We start from the raw sequence: 17,204 nt of genomic DNA on the forward strand, positions 1-17,204 counted from the left end.
TCGATATGAAATGCAGGGCAGATTTGACGACGATGCGAACCTCCGTGGTCCGCGCCCTGTCGTTTTCGGCCGCCCTCGCGCTGGTGCTCAACCCGGCGCTGACCCCCGTGGTCGCCGCCGACTACCGCCCCGCGGCGCCGGCCGCCGCCGACGGCCAGATGAACGCGCGCTTCCTTTCGCTCGGCGTCGGCAAATCGATCGTGATCGACCTGCCGCGCGACATCAAGGACGTGCTGGTCGCCGACCCCAAGATCGCCAATGCGGTGGTGCGCTCGGCGCAGCGCGCCTACATCATCGGCGCCTCGGTCGGCCAGACCAACATCGTGTTCTTCGATTCCGCCGGCCAGCAGATCGCGGCCTACGACATCGCGGTCAAGCGCGACCTCAACGGCGTGCGCGCCGCATTGAAGCAGGTCCTGCCCAATTCCGACATCCAGATCGACGGGCTCGGCGAGGGTGTCGTGCTGACCGGCAGCGTGGCGAGTCCGATGGAGGCGCAGCAGGCCAACGAACTCGCCGCGCGGCTCGCCGGCGGCGCCGACAAGGTGGTGAACTCGATCGTGGTCCGCGGCCGCGACCAGGTCATGCTGAAGGTGACGGTGGCCGAGGTCCAGCGCACCATCGTCAAGCAGCTCGGCATCGACCTCTCGGCGAACCTGAACTACGGCACCTCGGTGGTGAGCTTCACCAATTCCAATCCGTTCACCGCCCTTGGCCACAATCTCGTGGACGGCAACAGTCTGACCACAAAGTTCGGCGCGACGCCCTCGGTGCAGGCCACCCTGCGCGCGATGGAGACCGCCGGGGTGATCCGGACGCTGGCCGAGCCGAACCTGACCGCGATCTCCGGGGAGTCGGCGACCTTCATCGCCGGCGGCGAATTCCCGGTGCCGGCGGGCTATGCGTGCGATCCCACCACGCATGTCTGTACCACTCAGATCAGCTTCAAGAAGTTCGGCATCTCGCTCAACTTCACTCCGGTGGTTCTGACCGAAGGCAAGATCAGCCTGCGGGTGATGACCGAGGTCTCCGAGCTTTCGAACGAGAATTCGATCACGCTGTCGCAGGCCGTGACCTCGACGTCGGTGAACTCGGTGACGGTGCCCTCGATCCGGACCCGCCGCGCCGAAACCTCGCTGGAAATTCCCTCCGGCGGCGCGATGGCAATGGCCGGCCTGATCCAGCAGCAGACCAAGCAGGCGGTGAGCGGACTGCCGGGCCTGATGCAGCTTCCGGTCCTCGGCACGCTGTTCCGCAGCCGCGACTTCGTCAACAACGCGACCGAGCTGGTCGTGATCGTGACGCCTTATGTCGTGCGCGCTGCAGCGCCGAAGGACCTGTCGCGACCGGATGACGGCTTCGCCGCGCCTGCCGATCCGCAGGCCGGCCTGATCGGCAACATCAACCGCATCTACGGCGTGCCTGGCCGGACCGAACCGGCCCGGAACTACCGCGGCACCTACGGCTTCATCACCGACTGAGGCGGAACGGGGACTTCACGATGATCACAAGACCACCCCAGCTTCGCCAACGCGCCATCCGCTTCGGTGGCGCGCTCGTCGGCATCGCGCTTGCGCTCGGCGGCTGCCAGCACGACGAGGTGATGACCGCCTCCATCCCCGACGACTACAAGCAGCGTCACCCGATCGCGGTCGAGGAGCAGAACCGCTCGATCGTCGTCTTCGTCGGCCACGCCCGCGGCGGGTTGACCGCCGCCCAGCGCGCCGATGTGATGGGCCTGGCATCGGCCTGGCTGCACGAAGGCACCGGCGCCATCCATATCGACGTGCCGTCCGGCACGCCGAATACGCGCCCGGCAGCGGAATCGATGCGTGAGATCCAGGCCATGCTGGCGGCTGCGGGCATTCCCCCGCGCGGCATCATCACCCGTCCCTACCAGCCGACAGACAAGCGCTTCCTGCCGCCGATCCGGCTGACCTATTCCAGGATCGCCGCAGTCGCGGGTCCCTGCGGCCTTTGGCCGGAGGACATCGGCCCCTCGATGAAGAACAAGAGCTGGTTCGAGAACAAGGACTATTACAATTACGGCTGCGCCTATCAGCGCAACATGGCCGCCATGGTCGACAACCCGGCGGACCTCGAGCAGCCGCGTTCCGAAACGCCGTCCTACACGACGCGACGCACCGCCGCGTTCGAGAAATATCGCAAGGGAACTCCGACCGCGGTCATCTATCCTGACGCCGAAAAGGCCAAACTCAGCGACACCGGCAAATGATCAGTTACGCTCGCCAGTCCCAAGAAGAGCAGCCGGAAGCATCACTCCCGCCGGTCGAGGAGCATATTGCGCCCGCGCCGCGCGTCTCGGTCCAGGCCTTCTGCGAGACCGTGGAGACGGCTGCCGCGGTGCAGTCGGCCGGCGAGGATCGCCGCCTCGGCAAAGCTCACCTGAAGATCCAGATGGGGGGCATGGCCGCCGCGATCGAAGCCTACCGCTCGGCGCCCACGCCGAACGTGATCGTGCTCGAGAGCGACGGCCGCAACGACCTCTTGGGCGGCCTCGACCAGCTCGCCACCGTCTGCGACGCCGGCACCCGCGTGGTGGTGATCGGCCGCATCAACGACGTCACGCTCTATCGCGAGCTGGTGCGTCGCGGTGTCAGCGACTACGTGCTCGCGCCGGTCGGCCCCATCGACGTCGTGCGCTCGATCTGCAACCTGTTTTCCGCACCGGAAGCCAAGGCGGTCGGCCGCATCATCGCGGTGGTCGGCGCCAAGGGCGGCGTCGGCGCATCCACCATCTCCCACAACGTCGCCTGGGCGATCGCGCGCGATCTCGCGATGGACGCGGTGGTCGCCGATCTCGACCTTGCCTTCGGCACCGCCGGGCTCGACTACAATCAGGACCCGCCGCAGGGCATTGCCGACGCTGTGTTCTCGCCCGATCGCGTCGATACCGCCTTCATCGACCGTCTGCTGTCGAAATGCACCGACCACCTCAGCCTGCTGGCGGCGCCTGCCACGCTCGACCGGGTTTATGATTTCGGCACCGACGCCTTCGACGCCGTGTTCGACACGCTGCGCTCCACCATGCCGTGCATCGTGCTCGACATCCCGCACCAATGGTCGGGCTGGACCAAGCGCGCCCTGATCGGCGCGGACGACATCCTGATCGTGGCGGCGCCGGACCTCGCCAATCTGCGCAACACCAAGAACCTGTTCGACCTGCTGAAGGCCTCGCGCCCGAACGACCGGCCGCCGCTCTACTGCCTGAACCAGGTCGGCGTCCCCAAGCGGCCCGAAATCGCCTCCACCGAGTTCGCCAAGGCGATCGAGAGCCAGCCGGTCGTCTCGATCCCGTTCGAGCCGCAGATCTTCGGCTCGGCAGCCAACAACGGCCAGATGATCGCGGAGATCTCTGCCAACCACAAGTCGATCGAGATGTTCCTCCAGATCGCCCAGCGCCTGACCGGCCGCAGCGAGACGAAGAAACAAAAGTCATCCTTGCTTTCACCCCTGATTGAGAAGTTGCGGGGAAAATAAGCCGCCGCATGGAGTCGTTAAGTGTTCGGTAAGCGTAGCGGAACAGACACCGATCTTCGGGCCCCCAAGCCCGGCGCCGTGTCGCCAGAGCCTGCCCCGGCTCCGGCGCCGACGGTGTCGCGCGCGCCGCCCCCGCCGGCAGTCGCCTCGCCGCCGCTCGCTCCGATCAAGGCCCCGCCGCCTCCTCCCATGGAGAACCGGCGCTCGGACAATTATTACGAGGTCAAGGCGACCATCTTCGGCGCGCTGATCGAGGCCATCGATCTCGCCCAGCTCGCCAAGCTGGACTCCGAGTCCGCGCGCGAGGAAATCCGCGACATCGTCAACGAGATCATCGCGATCAAGAACATCGTGATGTCGATCGCCGAGCAGGAGGAGCTGCTCGACGACATCTGCAACGACGTGCTCGGCTACGGTCCGCTGGAGCCGCTGCTGTCGCGCGACGACATCGCGGACATCATGGTCAACGGCGCCAACACCGTCTACATCGAGGTCGCCGGCAAGATCCAGCGTACCGGCATCCGCTTCCGCGACAACCAGCAGCTCCTCAACATCTGCCAGCGCATCGTCAGCCAGGTCGGCCGGCGCGTCGACGAATCCTCGCCGATCTGCGACGCACGCCTCGCCGACGGCTCCCGCGTCAATGCCATCGTGCCGCCGCTGTCGATCGACGGGCCCACGCTCACCATCCGCAAGTTCAAGAAGGACAAGCTGACGCTGGATCAGCTCGTCAAGTTCGGCGCGATCTCACCGGAAGGCGCCGAGATCCTCCAGATCATCGGCCGCGTCCGCTGCAACGTGCTGATCTCCGGTGGTACCGGCTCGGGCAAGACCACGCTGCTCAACTGCCTCACCAACTACATCGAGCACGACGAGCGCGTCATCACCTGCGAGGATGCCGCCGAGCTCCAGCTGCAGCAGCCCCATGTGGTGCGGCTCGAGACCCGCCCGCCCAACATCGAGGGCGAGGGCCAGGTCACCATGCGCGAGTTGGTGCGCAACTGCCTGCGTATGCGTCCTGAACGGATCATCGTCGGCGAAGTCCGCGGACCCGAGGCGTTCGACCTGCTGCAGGCCATGAACACCGGCCACGACGGCTCGATGGGCACGCTGCACGCCAATAATCCGCGCGAAGCGCTCTCGCGTTGCGAATCCATGATCACGATGGGCGGCTTCTCTCTGCCCTCGCGCACCATCCGCGAGATGATCTGCGCCTCGATCGACGTCATCGTCCAGGCGGCGCGCCTGCGCGACGGTTCGCGCCGCATCACCCACATCACCGAGGTGATGGGCATGGAGGGCGACACCATCATCACCCAGGACATCTTCGTCTACGATCTGGTCGGCGAGGACGCCAACGGCAAGATCATCGGCCGGCACCGCTCGACCGGCATCGGCCGTCCGAAGTTCTGGGAACGCGCCCGCTATTACGGCGACGAGAAGCGCCTTGCTGCCGCGCTCGACGCTGCGGAAGTGGCGCCGACGAAATGAGTGGGTCAGCGACGCCATGAACATGCAGGTCCTCGCCCTTGCCTTCCTCGCCACCGCCGCTGTCGGCGGCATCGCCTGGGTCTTCCTCTATCCGTTGCTGTCCGGAGAACGGCAGGCGGAGAACCGCCGCGCCTCGATCGCGCGCGCCGACGCGCCGGCGGCCAAGCAGACCGAAAAGAGCCAGCGCTCGCGCCGCGAGCAGGTCGAGAGCTCGCTCAAGGATCTCGAAGCACGGCGTCAGCAGGAGAAAAGCGTTCCGCTCAGCGTCCGCCTGTCACAGGCGGGGCTGGACTGGACACCGCAGAAATTCTGGATCGTGTCCGCCGTCGTGGCGGGCGTGCTGTTCGCGGCCGCCATGTTCGTCGGCGGCGGCCTGCTCGGCGCCGCCGGCCTTGCCTTTGCCGGCGGCCTCGGCCTGCCGCGCTGGGCACTCGGCTTCCTGAAGAATCGTCGCGAAGCCAAATTCCTGAAAGCGCTGCCCGACGCCGTCGACGTGATCGTCCGCGGCATCAAGGCGGGCCTGCCGCTGTTCGAATCGATCAAGGTCGTCGCCGCCGATTCGCCCGAGCCGCTGCGCAGCGAGTTCCTGGCGATCATCGAGACGCAGGCGATCGGCATGCCGCTCGGCGAAGCCTGCTCGCGCCTCTACGAACGCATGCCGCTGCCGGAAGCCAATTTCTTCGGGATCGTCATCTCGATCCAGCAGAAATCGGGCGGCAATCTCTCCGAAGCACTCGGCAACCTCTCCAAGGTGCTGCGCGACCGCAAGAAGATGAAGGAAAAGATCCAGGCGATGTCGATGGAAGCCAAGGCTTCGGCCGGCATCATCGGCTCGCTGCCGCCGATCGTGATGTTCCTCGTTTATCTCACGACGCCGCACTACATCTCGCTGCTGTGGACCCATCCTACCGGCCAGCTCATGCTGGTCGGCTGCGTCATCTGGATGTCGATCGGCATCATGGTGATGAAGAAGATGATCAACTTCGATTTCTGACGGTGGCGTATGGTCGAATTTCTCGTTTCGAAACTTCATGACGTCCGCTTCATGACCATGCTGCTGGCGGCCATCGCCGCCAGCGCCACCGTCTATACGCTGGTGATGCCGCTGTTCGCCGGCGAAGGCCTCTCCAAGCGCATGAAGGCGGTGGCAAGCGAACGCGAACGCATCCGGCAGCGCGAGCGCGACCGCCTCAACAAGAACGAAAAGGTCTCGCTGCGCCAGACGCCGAAGCAGATCGTCTCCAAGGTCGTCGAGGACTTCAACCTCACCAAATGGCTCGCGCAGGAAGCTGCCCGCGACAAGCTCATCATGGCGGGCTACCGCGGCCAGGCGCCCTACATCACCTTCCTGTTTGCGCGCATGGTCGCTCCGATCGTGCTGTTCATGGGCTCGATCCTGTACGTGTTCCTGATCGCGCACATGGACAAGCCGCTGCCGGTCAAGATCGGTATCTGCATCGGCGCCGCCTATGCCGGCCTCCAGGCGCCGATGCTGTTCCTCAAGAACGCGATCTCCAAGCGTCAGCTCTCGATCAGGCGCGCCTTTCCCGACGCGCTCGACCTGCTGCTGATCTGCATCGAATCCGGCATGTCGGTCGAAATGGCGTTCCGGAGGGTCGCCACCGAGATCGTTGGCCAGTCGATCGCGCTGTCGGAAGAGTTCGCGCTGACCACCGCCGAGCTCTCATATTTGCAGGACCGCAAGGTCGCCTACGAGAACCTGGCCCGGCGCACCGGGCTCGAGGGCGTCAAATCGGTCTGTCTCGCGCTTCAGCAGGCGGAACGCTACGGCACGCCGCTCGGGCACTCGCTGCGCGTGATGGCGCAGGAGAACCGCGACATGCGCATGAACGAGGCCGAGAAGAAGGCCGCCGCGCTGCCGCCGAAGCTGACGGTGCCGATGATCCTGTTCTTCCTGCCGGTGCTGTTCGTCGTCATTCTCGGGCCGACCGGCATCAAGATCTCCGAGCTGCAGTAACGCGAAGGGCGGACCGCGTGCGGTCCGCCTCGGCAATCAGGACGAGATAACGCGGGGCGATCAGTCGGACTGACTGAGCGAGGCGACCGGCGTCCGCTTCGGCGCGCCGCGCTGGCCCTCGCTGCGGTTCAGCATGTCCTTGAGATAGGCAACATTGGCCGCGGCCTGGTCCGGCGGCAGGTCCGCCTTCACGATGGTCTCGGCCTCGGCGAAGCGGCCCTGGAGACCGACGACCAAGCCGAGATTCTGCCGCACCCGGCTACTGGCGCGCGGCGATGCATAGGCCTGCCGCAGTGCCTCTTCGGCCTTGGGCAGGTCCTTCGACAGCATGTAGGACAGGCCGAGATTGGAGAGCACGCCGGGATCGCCCGGTGCGATCTTCAGTGCGCTCGCATAATAAGAGCGCGCCTCCTCGTGACGGCCCATCTGATCGAGCGCCGTGCCCTGGACCGAGAGCAGGCGCCAGTCCGGATTGTCGGGCGAATGCGCCTTCGACAACACGTCGAAGGCCTGCTGGAAATTGCCATTGTCGGCGAGCGCGCGGCCGTACTGGGCGAGCAGCGCCTTGTTACCGGGATTGGCGATGGTCGCCTGCTCCAGCACCGCGGCGGCTTGGGCGCGCTGGCCGTTGGCGCGCAGGGCCTGGCCATAGCCAAGCGCGGCCTCGGCGTCCTTGGGATTGGCACGGTAGCCCTCGCCATAGACCTCGACGGCGCGCGCGGGGTCGCTGGGAGCCGCCTCCGCGCGCGAACCGGTCGACCCGATCGAGCCGGTGACGTCGGAGAGCTTTGACATTGCCGTGCAGCCGCCGAGGCTGATCGCCACCATCGCGACCAGCGAGGCAGACGCAAGAAGCCGGGCAGGACTGAACCGTTGACGCATGACGCTTTGACTCTCGAGCGGATGGATCGAGCCGAACGCGCCAGCAATAGACTGTTAACCCTAATGGCCGGTTAACGCCGGGCCCTCATGGCGGCGTCGGTGGCGGGGCCTCGCCACCGAGCCCCAGATCGAGGCCGAGCTCCTTCATTTGCTCGTTGATGTCCCGCAGCAGTTGCAGCACCTGCGCCTCGGCCTCGGTGCCCGTGCGTGGCATTCCCTGGCATTCGCGCCGGAGGTCCTCACGGCTGACCACACGCCGCGCAAGGAGCTCGTCGAGCTGAAGCTGATCGATGCCGAGCACGCCGGCGGATTGCTCGACCAACCGGCGCAGCAGCACCGCTACCGCGGCAACCGCGTCGGCGGCGCCATGCCTGGTCCCCGACCTCGAGAACTTGCGGTCGACATCGGCCCAGGCCTGAGAGGTGACGAGATAGGTGTGGAGCGCATTCACCGAACCCGGCTCGCCGTCGGCGTAGAAGTCACGGCGCATCAGGAGCCGGCGCGCCAGTGCCGCCACCTGATCCCGCCTCAGTGTCGCGATTGAAGCAATCTCGATCGCCGTCTGGACGGCCGGATCGCGGGAATAATCCCGCCCTGCCGGCAGGCGGATGACGCCGTCCGGCAGGTTCGAGTCGAGCAGGCGGAAGCCGCCACCATTGCGCGGTCGCGAATGGCGCGCGATCGCAAATCCATAGTCCGAAGAGCCGGCATCGGACATTGGGCCAAAATGGATGATGTTGAATCCGGCATCGTCGCCGCCCTGCCCGGTCGAGGACGGACAGGACAGCACGTAGACGGTGCGCCAGAACGCTTCACTGCCGTTGCTCCGCGTCGCGCGCGGATCGGGAATCGAATAGCGGGTCAGTCCCTCGACATGCCGGTGACCGTGCAGGACCAGATCGACGTTAAGCGAGGTCGCCGCTTCAAGGAAGGTCGCGGGAGCGGCGAGATACATCAGCGGCTCGTCCGGAGCGCCGAGGAACCGCTTTGCCTCGCCGGTCGCCTGCGGCAGCGGATGATGGTGCATCGCCAGCACCCGCACCAGGTTTTCGGCCGGCTCGAAATAATCGGCGCGTCCAGCCGATCCAAGGCTGCCTGCAAGCTCGACACTCAGCCGGGCGGAATCGGCAACCATGGCGCCGTAGGAGCCCTGGTCGATCGTGCCACTCGCCAGCGTCGTGAGGCTTGCGCGGTTCGAATCCAGCAGCACCAGATCAAGGCCGGCCTGGCGGTAGTAGACGCTCTTCGAGGTCCGCGGCAGATGCAGGTAATCGTAGACATCGTGACGGCCCGCACGCTGGCTCGCCCGCTTGACGTCGTGATTGCCGGCGACCGCCTGGATGTCGGTGAACAGCCCGGTCTGCCGGAAGGACGCGATGACCGAGAGCGCTTCGTCGAGCGCGCGCGGCGTTGGATCGTCGACGAGATCGCCCGTGATCAGCAGGATGCGATCGGGAACGTCGGCGAAGTCCGCCATGCTCCCGCGCAGAGCAGTGCCAAGCGCCTCTATTGTCGCGAGCAGCCGGCCTGACCCGTCCAGATGCAGGTCGGAGATCTGCGCAATAACGAACGATCTATCCATTTTGCGCCGCTCATTGCGAATGCTGCGCCGCCCAAAACGATGAGAGAAATTGCCTTCGACGAATAGCTTGATGCCGGTCTCAGCCCGGGCAAGGATCACCCGGGGGCAACCGCATTCCTGCGCTCGATGCGTGCAGAAATGCACGGCACAATCTAAAATGTTCGCCAATAATGCCACAACCGCAGCGCTAGTAAAGCCCTGCGACCGCGCTCTCGTGAACGGCAGTTCTCAACGTGGATACGAGAGCTGCCGCACAGCGGTTTCGTTTCGTCCGATCAATATTCGATGGCAAGCCGCTTGCGGATTTCGTCGACGCGCTTGTCGAGCGCATCGAAGCGCGCGTGGACGGAGCGATCGTGAAGATAAAAGACGTAGCCGCCGGCAAGGAAGGCAAAGATCCAATGATGATGCTCGACATAGCCAAAGATCGCCTCGACGGCCTGGCCGATGAATGTGACCACGCTCCACAGAAATTCCATTGCATTTCCTCCCGGCAGGCCTCGCCTTTCGGCTGCCGGCGATCTCCGTACGCCTGACAGCCATTGCCGGAACCTAGCATGGCCCACTTGCTGCGAGTAGCGGCTCACCGAGCGGTGACGGCAAAGCCGATTGCGGCCACGGCAAAACTCTGCGAAGTCTTCTGGAGTTCGCATGACCTGCCTGACCTGACGATCCGGACCCGCCAATGCCCTCTGTCTTCGAGACGTCCTCAACCGCCATTCCGATCACCTTCGTCACCAAGTCGAACTGGGAAGGGTTGCGTGAGACGCTGTCGCCGGCGCAACGCCAGTTCGCGATCGCCAGCGCTTATTCCGCCAAGCCCGGCGGTTATCTCGCGCTGCCCGCATCCGATGGGGCGATCGCACAAGTGCTGTTCGGCCTCGAGGACGAAGGAGCAAGATCGCGCGACCTGTTCCGGCCGGGCGCCCTGCCCGGCCTGTTGCCGCCGGGGACCTATCGCTTCGCCAATGCACCGCACGATCCACGGCTCGCCGCGCTCGCTTTTGCACTGGGGTGCTACCGCTTTTCCCGCTACCGCAAGGCCGAAAGGCCCGAGGTCCGCCTGGTGCCGCCCGACGGCGTCGATGCCGCCGAGATCGATCGCATCGCGGACGCTGCGATGCTGGCGCGCGATCTCATCAACACGCCCTCCAACGACATGGGTCCCGAGCAGCTCGCCGCGGCCGCGCAAGCGCTCGCCACCGAGTTCGGCGCGAGCTTTGCCTGCACCATCGGTGAAGACCTGGAGAAGGACTTTCCGCTGATCCATGCCGTCGGCATGGCCTCCGACCGCGCACCGCGCCTGATCGATATCGGCTGGGGCGATCCTGATCATCCCAAGGTGACGCTGGTCGGCAAGGGCGTGTGCTTCGACACCGGCGGGCTCGACCTCAAGCCGTCGAGCGGCATGCTGATCATGAAGAAGGATATGGGCGGCGCCGCCAACGTGCTGGCGCTGGCGCGCATGGTGATGGACGCGAAGCTGAAGGTACGGCTGCGCGTGCTGATCCCGGCGGTGGAAAACGCGGTCGCCGGCAACGCCTTCCGCCCCCTCGACATCTTTACCTCGCGCAAAGGGATCACGGTCGAGATCGGCAACACGGATGCGGAAGGCCGGCTTGTACTCGCCGACGCACTGGCGCTGGCCGATGAGGAAAAACCCGACCTGCTGATTGATCTCGGCACGCTGACGGGCGCCGCGCGTGTCGCGCTGGGGCCGGATTTACCGCCCTTTTACACCAATGATGAGACGCTGGCCGTCGACGTCGCGCGCTGCGCGGTGAAGGAGAACGATCCGTTGTGGCGCATGCCGCTGTGGCCGCCTTACGATGCGTGGCTGGACTCCAAGACCGCCACCATCACCAACGCGCCATCCGGCGGTTTTGCCGGCTCGATCACCTGCGCGCTGTTCCTGCAGCGCTTCGTCGAGCACGCCGGAAGCTGGCTGCATGTCGACATCTATGGCTGGACACCGTCAGCCAAGCCGGCACGGCCCGAGGGCGGCGAGTGCCAGGCCGCGCGCGCCATCTACGCATTGCTGAGCGAGCGCTATGCGTGATCCAGGATACGACCCAAGGCTGACGCCGGCGCGGGGCGACCTCGCCGCCAAATACCTCGAAGGCAAGGTCGAGGCGGACCGTTTCGTCGAGGGTGAAGAGTTCGAGGTGGTCGAACCGATCGCTTCCGTGCGTGAGCAGCCGTCCTCAGGCGCGATGCTGATGACAGAGGCACTGCGCGGCGAGCGCATCACGGTCTACGATCGCAACGGCGAAGGCTGGGCCTGGGGCCAGCTCAATGGCGATGGCTATGTCGGCTGGCTGCCGGATGCCGCGCTGACGAAGCCGGCGGCCGCGCCGACGCACAAGGTCAGCGCACTGCGGACGTTCGCCTTCCCCGGTCCTTCCATCAAGCTGCCGCCAGCCGCTACGCTCGTGATGGGATCGAAGCTCGTGGTGGCGCGCGAGGAGGGCAGCTTCGCCGTGACGCGCGATGGGACCTTCGTGCCGAAGACGCACCTCGCCCTGCTCGATCACCGCGAGCTGGACTTCGTTGCCGTCGCCGAGCGCTTCGTCGGCACGCCCTATCTGTGGGGCGGCAAGAGCAGCCTCGGCATCGATTGCTCGGGTCTCGTGCAGGTGTCCTTGACCGCTTCCGGCATCGGCTGTCCACGCGACAGCGACATGCAGCTCGCTGGGCTCGGCCGCGCGCTGGAGCCGCACGAGCGGGGCAGTTTGCTGCGCGGCGATCTGATCTTCTGGAAGGGTCATGTCGCGATCGTCCGCGATGCCAGCTCGATGGTTCACGCCAATGCGCATCATATGGCGACCGTGATCGAGCCGATCGCGCCGGCGATTGCGCGGATCAAAGCGGCCGGCAGCGAGGTCGTTGCGGTCAAGCGGCTGTAGGGTATCCACCACAACTTGCCGCGTCCGCTTTACTTACGGTAGGCGATGTCGAAATCGATATGGCCGCAGATATTACTGTGAATATTTGAACGGAGCCGACTGCGACATTCCAGCGCAGATAGAACCGGGAGTCTCAACAAGCTCTCAGGGAACACACGCAGCATCACTCGGGCAACCCGCCGCCGGCTGATAGCACCTCGCGGCGCAGCTACGGAACAACGTTACAACTGAGAGATTTGCGGAACGAAACGCGTCGTCGATCTTTCTCTGGCTTTGGGAGGTCCCATGAGTTCTCAAGCCAGAGAAGGCGCGTGTGCATTCGCTTGGCGGAACTATTTGCTGATCCATAGCGGCATCGGCGAGGATGATAACAGGCGTTCCGCCCTCTTCCGCTACATCGCCGATCTTCGCGATATCGGCGAAGATGACTTCGATCTCCTGCAAATAGCCGCAGTCGCTTATTTGAAAAAATTGGATGAACTGCATGACGACCAATGCGCGCGCCTCGCGGCAGACCAAGTCTTGGCCGAGTGCTTGGAAGCGCGCATTCACAACCGGAGAGGTGACATTAGGCCATAACACCCAGAGCGAAGGAGCGAATACGATGGCAGACAAGACCCCTATCGCAAACGATCTCGCGCGCGATCCACAACGGCGCATCGCCGCAACGACAGCAATCGGCATGAATGCCTTGAAGCCGATAATCCACTTTCAGGCCTCGATGCTGAGGATGTGGGCCGATAGTATCGAGAAGTTCGCGGGCAATTACGAAAAGAAGCTGGACGAAACAGCGACCACGGTCGAGGAACGCGACAAGGAACGCGCCGCGTAGATCAACTCGACTGGTAGACTGGTAGGTGCAAACCCGCTTTTGGCTACAAGCAGAAGCATGCCCGGGGACGCGCTACGCGCGCCCCCTGAATGACGAACGTTATGTCGCCACTGCCCCGTTGCCTGCCGTCTCCAGCCGGAACGCCGCCGCAAACAGGGCGCGTGTGTAATCAGTCTTCGGGTTCTTGAACAGCTCGGCGGCCTGGCCTTCCTCCACCACCTTGCCACCGCGCATCACGATGAGGTGGCTGGCGAGCGAGGCGACGACGCGCAAGTCGTGCGAGATGAACATGTAGGTCAGCTCGCGCTTGCGCTGGAGCTCGCGCAGCAGTTCCACCATCTGCGCCTGGAACAGCATGTCGAGCGCGCTGGTCGGCTCGTCCAGCACCACGAAATCCGGCTCCAGCACCACCGCGCGCGCGATGCTGATGCGCTGGCGCTGGCCGCCGGAGAATTCGTGCGGGTAGCGGAAACGCGTATCCGGATTGAGCCCGACATCCTCGAGCGCCTTGACGACGCGCGCCTCGCGTTCCTCGCCCGACAGCTTCGGCTGATGCACGGAAAGGCCTTCGGCAATGATGTCGGCGACCGACATGCGCGGGCTGAGCGAGCCGAACGGATCCTGGAACACGATCTGCATGTCGCGCCGAAAGGGGCGCATCTCCTTGAAGCGCAGGCCCTGAATGTCATTGCCGAGGAACACGATACGGCCGTTCGAGGAGATCAGCCGCAGCAGCGCCAGCCCCAGCGTGGTCTTGCCCGAGCCGGACTCACCGACCACACCGAGCGTCTCGCCCTTGCGCACGGCGACGCTGACGCCATCGACCGCCTTGATGTGACCGACCGTCTTCCGCATCAGGCCGCGCTTGATCGGAAACCACACTTTGAGGTCATCGGCCGACATCACCACCGGCGCATTCGGCTGCGGCGGCGCCGGATCGGGCTTGGGCTCGGCCGCGAGCAGGTCGCGCGTATAGGGATGCTTCGGGGTCTTGAAGACCTGTTCGACCGGGCCCTGCTCGACGATCACGCCGCCCTTCATGACACAGACCGTGTCGGCGATACGGCGCACGATGCCGAGATCGTGGGTGATGAAGAGCAGGCTCATGCCGAGCCGCGAGCGGATCTCGGCGAGCAGCGCCAGGATCTGCGCCTGCACGGTGACGTCGAGCGCCGTCGTCGGCTCGTCCGCGATCAACAGGTCCGGCTCGTTGGCGAGTGCCATCGCGATCATCACGCGCTGGCGCTGGCCGCCGGAGAGCTGGTGTGGATAGCTCTTCAGCCGCGTCTCGGGCTCGGGGATGCCGACCTGCGTCAGCAGCTCCAGCGTCCGCTTGCGCGCCTCGGCATTGCTGGTCGGATTGTGCAGCTGGATGATCTCGCCGATCTGCGCCTCGATCGTGTGCAGCGGATTGAGCGAGGTCATCGGCTCCTGAAAGATGATCGAGATGTCGCTGCCTCTGATCTCCCGCATCTGCTGCTCGGACTGGTCGATCAACTCGTGCCCCTTGAAGCGGATGCTGCCCGAGGGATGGGAGGCGTTGGGATACGGCAGGAGCTTCAGGATCGACAGCGCGCTGACCGACTTGCCAGAGCCGGACTCGCCGACCAGCGCCACGCATTCGCCGCGCTTGATCTGGAACGAGACCTTGTCGACCGCAAGCGTGGTGGCGCCGCCCTGGTGGAAGGCCACCGAGAGGTCGCGCACGCTGAGCAGGGGCTGGTTGATCGCGTCCATCGGCCTTACCTGAACGTCTTGCGCGGATCGAAGGCGTCGCGCACCGCTTCGCCGATGAAGATCAAAAGCGACAGCATGATCGCGACCGAGAAGAAGCCGGAGAAGCCGAGCCAGGGCGCCTGCACGTTGGCCTTGGCCTGCGACAGCAATTCGCCGAGCGAGGGCGATCCCGGCGGCAGGCCGAAGCCGAGGAAGTCGAGCGCCGTCAGTGTCATCACCGACGAGGAGACGATGAACGGCAGGAAGGTCATGGTCGCGACCATCGCGTTCGGCAGCAGGTGGCGGAACATGATGACGGGGTTGGAGACGCCGAGCGCCCGCGCCGCCTGGATATATTCGAAATTGCGCCCGCGCAGGAACTCGGCCCGCACCAGACCAACCAGCGAGACCCAGGAGAACAGCAGGAGAATGCCGAGCAGCACGAAGAAGCCGGGCACGAGCACCGAGGACAGGATCAGGAGAAGATAGAGCGAGGGAATCGCCGTCCAGATCTCGATGAAGCGCTGGAAGATGAGATCGACCCGCCCTCCGAAATAGCCTTGCACCGCCCCCGCCGCGATGCCGATGACGGACGAGACGATGGTGAGGCAAAGGCCGAACAGCACCGAGATGCGGAAGCCGTAGATCAGCCGCGCCACCACGTCGCGGCCCTGATCGTCGGTGCCGAGCCAGTTGTATTCGAGATCGCGGCAGCTCTTCAGCCCCTTCTTCTCGACCACCGCCTTGCACTGCTTCTCGGTCAGCATCCAGGTCGGCGGCGACGGCGCCGGCGTCGGCAGGTCGAGATTGTGGGTGTCGTAGGAGTAACGGATCAGCGGCCAGACGATGGTGCCGCCCTTGTCCTTGATCAGCTTCTGCAGATAGGGATCGCGGTAGTCTGCCGCCGTCTCGAAATCGCCGCCGAAGGTGGTTTCCGAATAGGTCACGAAGGCCGGCCAATAGAGACGGCCGTCGAACTTGATCAGGAACGGCCGATCGTTGGCGATCAGCTCGGCGAACAGCGAGATCACGAACAGGGCAATGAATATCCAGAACGACCAGTAGCCGCGCCGGTTGGCCTTGAAGTTCTGCCACCGCCGCCTGTTCAGCGGCGATGGCGCGAACGGCTTGCGCGTGATCGGAACGGCGTCGCCGAGCGGCGACTTCGCTGTGGTCTCGATCGGCGTCGGCGCGGTGATCGTCATCAGACCTCCCGTGCCTCGAAATCGATCCGGGGGTCGATCCACATATAGGTCAGGTCGGAGATCAGGTTGATCACGAGTCCGACCAGCGAAAAGATGTAGAGCGTGCCGAACACCACGGGATAGTCGCGGTTGAGCACGCTCTCGAAGCTGAGCAGCCCGAGCCCATCCAGCGAGAAGATGGTCTCGATCAGAAGTGAGCCGGAAAAGAAGGCGTGGATGAAGGTCCCGGGGAAGCCGGCGATCACGATCAGCATGGCGTTGCGGAAGACGTGGCCGTAGAGCACCCGGTTCTCACTGCAGCCCTTGGCGCGCGCGGTCATGACGTATTGCTTGCGGATCTCGTCCAGGAACGAGTTCTTGGTCAGGAACGTCATGGTGGTGAACGCACCTAACCCCATGGCGATCAGCGGCAGCGTCAGGTGCCAGAAATAGTCGATGATCTTCCAGTACCAGGGAAATTGCGACCAGCCGTCCGAGGTCAGTCCGCGCAGCGGGAACCAGTTGAAGAACGAGCCGCCGGCAAACAGGATGATCAGGAGGATCGCGAACAGGAAGCCGGGAATGGCATAGCCGAGCACGAGCACGGTCGAGGTCCAAGTGTCGAACCGTGCGCCGTCGTTCACAGCCTTGCGAATGCCGAGCGGGATCGAGATCAGGTAGGTCAGAAGCGTCAGCCAGATCCCGAGCGAGATCGAGACCGGCAGCTTCTCCTTGATGAGCTGGAGCACGCTGACGTCGCGGAAATAGCTCTTGCCGAAATCGAAGCGGGCAAAGTTCCACACCATCAGCGCGAAGCGCTCCGGTGCCGGCTTGTCGAAGCCGAACTGCGCCTCCAGCTTCTTGATGAAATCAGGGTCGAGACCCTGCGCACCGCGATATTTTGAGTTGATGGCATCGCCGCCGGCACCGACCTGCCCCGGCGCGCGCTGCGCAAAATCACCGCCGCCCGAAATGCGCGACGTTCCGCCGGTGTCGGCGCCCGAGAGCTGCGCGATCACACGCTCGACCGGACCGCCCGGCGCGAACTGCACCACGACGAAGGAGACGAAGAGGATCCCGAGCAGGGTCGGGATCATCAGGAGGAGACGGCGGGCGATATAGGCGCTCATGA

General features: G+C 64.8%; 16 protein-coding genes. 9 read left to right on the plus strand and 7 right to left on the minus strand.

Features of this window, described 5'->3' with window-relative positions:
• Positions 1–5: 5 nt before the first annotated feature.
• The 6 genes from QA649_RS39505 to QA649_RS39530 are packed head-to-tail and all read left to right on the plus strand — an operon-like array spanning position 6 to position 6,970.
• Positions 6–1,481 (plus strand): type II and III secretion system protein family protein, encoded by a 1,476-nt coding sequence (locus tag QA649_RS39505; RefSeq protein ID WP_283021873.1) that lies wholly within the window; start codon positions 6–8, stop codon positions 1,479–1,481.
• Positions 1,482–1,501: 20 nt separating this feature from the next.
• Positions 1,502–2,236: a CpaD family pilus assembly protein gene (locus tag QA649_RS39510; protein ID WP_018646593.1), complete on the plus strand. Its 735-nt coding sequence runs from the start codon at positions 1,502–1,504 to the stop codon at positions 2,234–2,236.
• The gene (locus QA649_RS39515) at positions 2,233–3,501 is read left to right on the plus strand and encodes an AAA family ATPase (RefSeq protein WP_283021874.1); all 1,269 of its coding nucleotides are present in this window, start codon (positions 2,233–2,235) and stop codon (positions 3,499–3,501) included. Before QA649_RS39510 ends, QA649_RS39515 begins: the two co-directional genes overlap by 4 nt.
• A gap of 21 nt (positions 3,502–3,522) precedes the next feature.
• A complete protein-coding gene (locus QA649_RS39520; protein ID WP_018646591.1) occupies positions 3,523–4,992 on the plus strand; it encodes a CpaF family protein in 1,470 nt (489 codons plus the stop codon).
• A gap of 16 nt (positions 4,993–5,008) precedes the next feature.
• On the plus strand, positions 5,009–5,986 hold the full coding sequence (locus QA649_RS39525) for a type II secretion system F family protein (protein WP_283021875.1): 978 nt from the start codon (positions 5,009–5,011) through the stop codon (positions 5,984–5,986).
• A gap of 9 nt (positions 5,987–5,995) precedes the next feature.
• Positions 5,996–6,970 (plus strand): type II secretion system F family protein, encoded by a 975-nt coding sequence (locus QA649_RS39530; RefSeq protein ID WP_283021876.1) that lies wholly within the window; start codon positions 5,996–5,998, stop codon positions 6,968–6,970.
• 60 nt (positions 6,971–7,030) lie between these two features.
• On the opposite strand, the gene QA649_RS39535 is transcribed toward QA649_RS39530, so the two are convergent.
• The 3 genes from QA649_RS39535 to QA649_RS39545 all read right to left on the minus strand — a co-directional run bounded on the left by QA649_RS39535 (position 7,031) and on the right by QA649_RS39545 (position 9,913).
• Positions 7,031–7,852, minus strand: a complete 822-nt coding sequence (locus tag QA649_RS39535) for a tetratricopeptide repeat protein (RefSeq protein ID WP_283021877.1) — start codon at positions 7,850–7,852, stop codon at positions 7,031–7,033.
• An 85-nt stretch (positions 7,853–7,937) separates the two neighbouring features.
• Complete coding sequence (locus tag QA649_RS39540) at positions 7,938–9,434, minus strand: metallophosphoesterase (RefSeq protein WP_283021878.1); 1,497 nt, start codon at positions 9,432–9,434, stop codon at positions 7,938–7,940.
• Positions 9,435–9,709: 275 nt separating this feature from the next.
• Positions 9,710–9,913 carry a hypothetical protein gene (locus tag QA649_RS39545; RefSeq protein WP_018646585.1) on the minus strand — a complete coding sequence of 68 codons (204 nt, stop codon included), beginning with the start codon at positions 9,911–9,913 and terminating at the stop codon, positions 9,710–9,712.
• A 206-nt stretch (positions 9,914–10,119) separates the two neighbouring features.
• Between QA649_RS39545 and QA649_RS39550 the strand changes: the two genes are divergently transcribed.
• Complete coding sequence (locus QA649_RS39550) at positions 10,120–11,493, plus strand: leucyl aminopeptidase family protein (protein ID WP_283021879.1); 1,374 nt, start codon at positions 10,120–10,122, stop codon at positions 11,491–11,493.
• Complete coding sequence (locus QA649_RS39555) at positions 11,486–12,340, plus strand: NlpC/P60 family protein (protein ID WP_283021880.1); 855 nt, start codon at positions 11,486–11,488, stop codon at positions 12,338–12,340. The genes QA649_RS39550 and QA649_RS39555 overlap by 8 nt, the downstream gene beginning before the upstream one ends.
• A gap of 144 nt (positions 12,341–12,484) precedes the next feature.
• On the opposite strand, the gene QA649_RS39560 is transcribed toward QA649_RS39555, so the two are convergent.
• A complete protein-coding gene (locus QA649_RS39560; RefSeq protein ID WP_283021881.1) occupies positions 12,485–12,826 on the minus strand; it encodes a hypothetical protein in 342 nt (113 codons plus the stop codon).
• Here QA649_RS39560 and QA649_RS39565 point away from each other — a divergent pair.
• Positions 12,825–13,172: a hypothetical protein gene (locus QA649_RS39565; RefSeq protein WP_283021882.1), complete on the plus strand. Its 348-nt coding sequence runs from the start codon at positions 12,825–12,827 to the stop codon at positions 13,170–13,172. The genes QA649_RS39560 and QA649_RS39565 overlap by 2 nt on opposite strands.
• Positions 13,173–13,271: 99 nt before the next feature.
• On the opposite strand, the gene QA649_RS39570 is transcribed toward QA649_RS39565, so the two are convergent.
• Genes QA649_RS39570 through QA649_RS39580 form a run of 3 tightly spaced genes read right to left on the minus strand, consistent with a single transcriptional unit; the run spans position 13,272 to position 17,202 of the window.
• Positions 13,272–14,909, minus strand: coding sequence for an ABC transporter ATP-binding protein (locus QA649_RS39570; RefSeq protein ID WP_283021883.1), 1,638 nt, complete (start codon positions 14,907–14,909; stop codon positions 13,272–13,274).
• 5 nt (positions 14,910–14,914) lie between these two features.
• Positions 14,915–16,093, minus strand: coding sequence for an ABC transporter permease (locus tag QA649_RS39575; RefSeq protein WP_283021884.1), 1,179 nt, complete (start codon positions 16,091–16,093; stop codon positions 14,915–14,917).
• Positions 16,093–17,202 (minus strand): microcin C ABC transporter permease YejB, encoded by a 1,110-nt coding sequence (locus QA649_RS39580; RefSeq protein ID WP_018646577.1) that lies wholly within the window; start codon positions 17,200–17,202, stop codon positions 16,093–16,095. The genes QA649_RS39575 and QA649_RS39580 overlap by 1 nt, the downstream gene beginning before the upstream one ends.
• Positions 17,203–17,204 lie beyond the last annotated feature (2 nt).

Source organism: Bradyrhizobium sp. CB1717 (genome assembly GCF_029714325.1).
In the GTDB taxonomy this organism is placed as follows: domain Bacteria; phylum Pseudomonadota; class Alphaproteobacteria; order Rhizobiales; family Xanthobacteraceae; genus Bradyrhizobium.

What these genes read in the sequence shown, in the direction of transcription:
- QA649_RS39570 (WP_283021883.1), bottom strand. Translation starts at nt 14,909, where the DNA reads ATGGACGCGATCAACCAGCCCCTGCTCAGCGTGCGCGACCTCTCGGTG.
- QA649_RS39560 (WP_283021881.1), bottom strand. Translation starts at nt 12,826, where the DNA reads ATGCAGTTCATCCAATTTTTTCAAATAAGCGACTGCGGCTATTTGCAG.
- QA649_RS39550 (WP_283021879.1), top strand. Translation starts at nt 10,120, where the DNA reads ATGCCCTCTGTCTTCGAGACGTCCTCAACCGCCATTCCGATCACCTTC.
- QA649_RS39515 (WP_283021874.1), top strand. Translation starts at nt 2,233, where the DNA reads ATGATCAGTTACGCTCGCCAGTCCCAAGAAGAGCAGCCGGAAGCATCA.
- QA649_RS39530 (WP_283021876.1), top strand. Translation starts at nt 5,996, where the DNA reads ATGGTCGAATTTCTCGTTTCGAAACTTCATGACGTCCGCTTCATGACC.
- QA649_RS39555 (WP_283021880.1), top strand. Translation starts at nt 11,486, where the DNA reads ATGCGTGATCCAGGATACGACCCAAGGCTGACGCCGGCGCGGGGCGAC.
- QA649_RS39545 (WP_018646585.1), bottom strand. Translation starts at nt 9,913, where the DNA reads ATGGAATTTCTGTGGAGCGTGGTCACATTCATCGGCCAGGCCGTCGAG.
- QA649_RS39525 (WP_283021875.1), top strand. Translation starts at nt 5,009, where the DNA reads ATGAACATGCAGGTCCTCGCCCTTGCCTTCCTCGCCACCGCCGCTGTC.
- QA649_RS39505 (WP_283021873.1), top strand. Translation starts at nt 6, where the DNA reads ATGAAATGCAGGGCAGATTTGACGACGATGCGAACCTCCGTGGTCCGC.
- QA649_RS39510 (WP_018646593.1), top strand. Translation starts at nt 1,502, where the DNA reads ATGATCACAAGACCACCCCAGCTTCGCCAACGCGCCATCCGCTTCGGT.
- QA649_RS39535 (WP_283021877.1), bottom strand. Translation starts at nt 7,852, where the DNA reads ATGCGTCAACGGTTCAGTCCTGCCCGGCTTCTTGCGTCTGCCTCGCTG.
- QA649_RS39580 (WP_018646577.1), bottom strand. Translation starts at nt 17,202, where the DNA reads ATGAGCGCCTATATCGCCCGCCGTCTCCTCCTGATGATCCCGACCCTG.
- QA649_RS39575 (WP_283021884.1), bottom strand. Translation starts at nt 16,093, where the DNA reads ATGACGATCACCGCGCCGACGCCGATCGAGACCACAGCGAAGTCGCCG.
- QA649_RS39565 (WP_283021882.1), top strand. Translation starts at nt 12,825, where the DNA reads ATGACGACCAATGCGCGCGCCTCGCGGCAGACCAAGTCTTGGCCGAGT.
- QA649_RS39540 (WP_283021878.1), bottom strand. Translation starts at nt 9,434, where the DNA reads ATGGATAGATCGTTCGTTATTGCGCAGATCTCCGACCTGCATCTGGAC.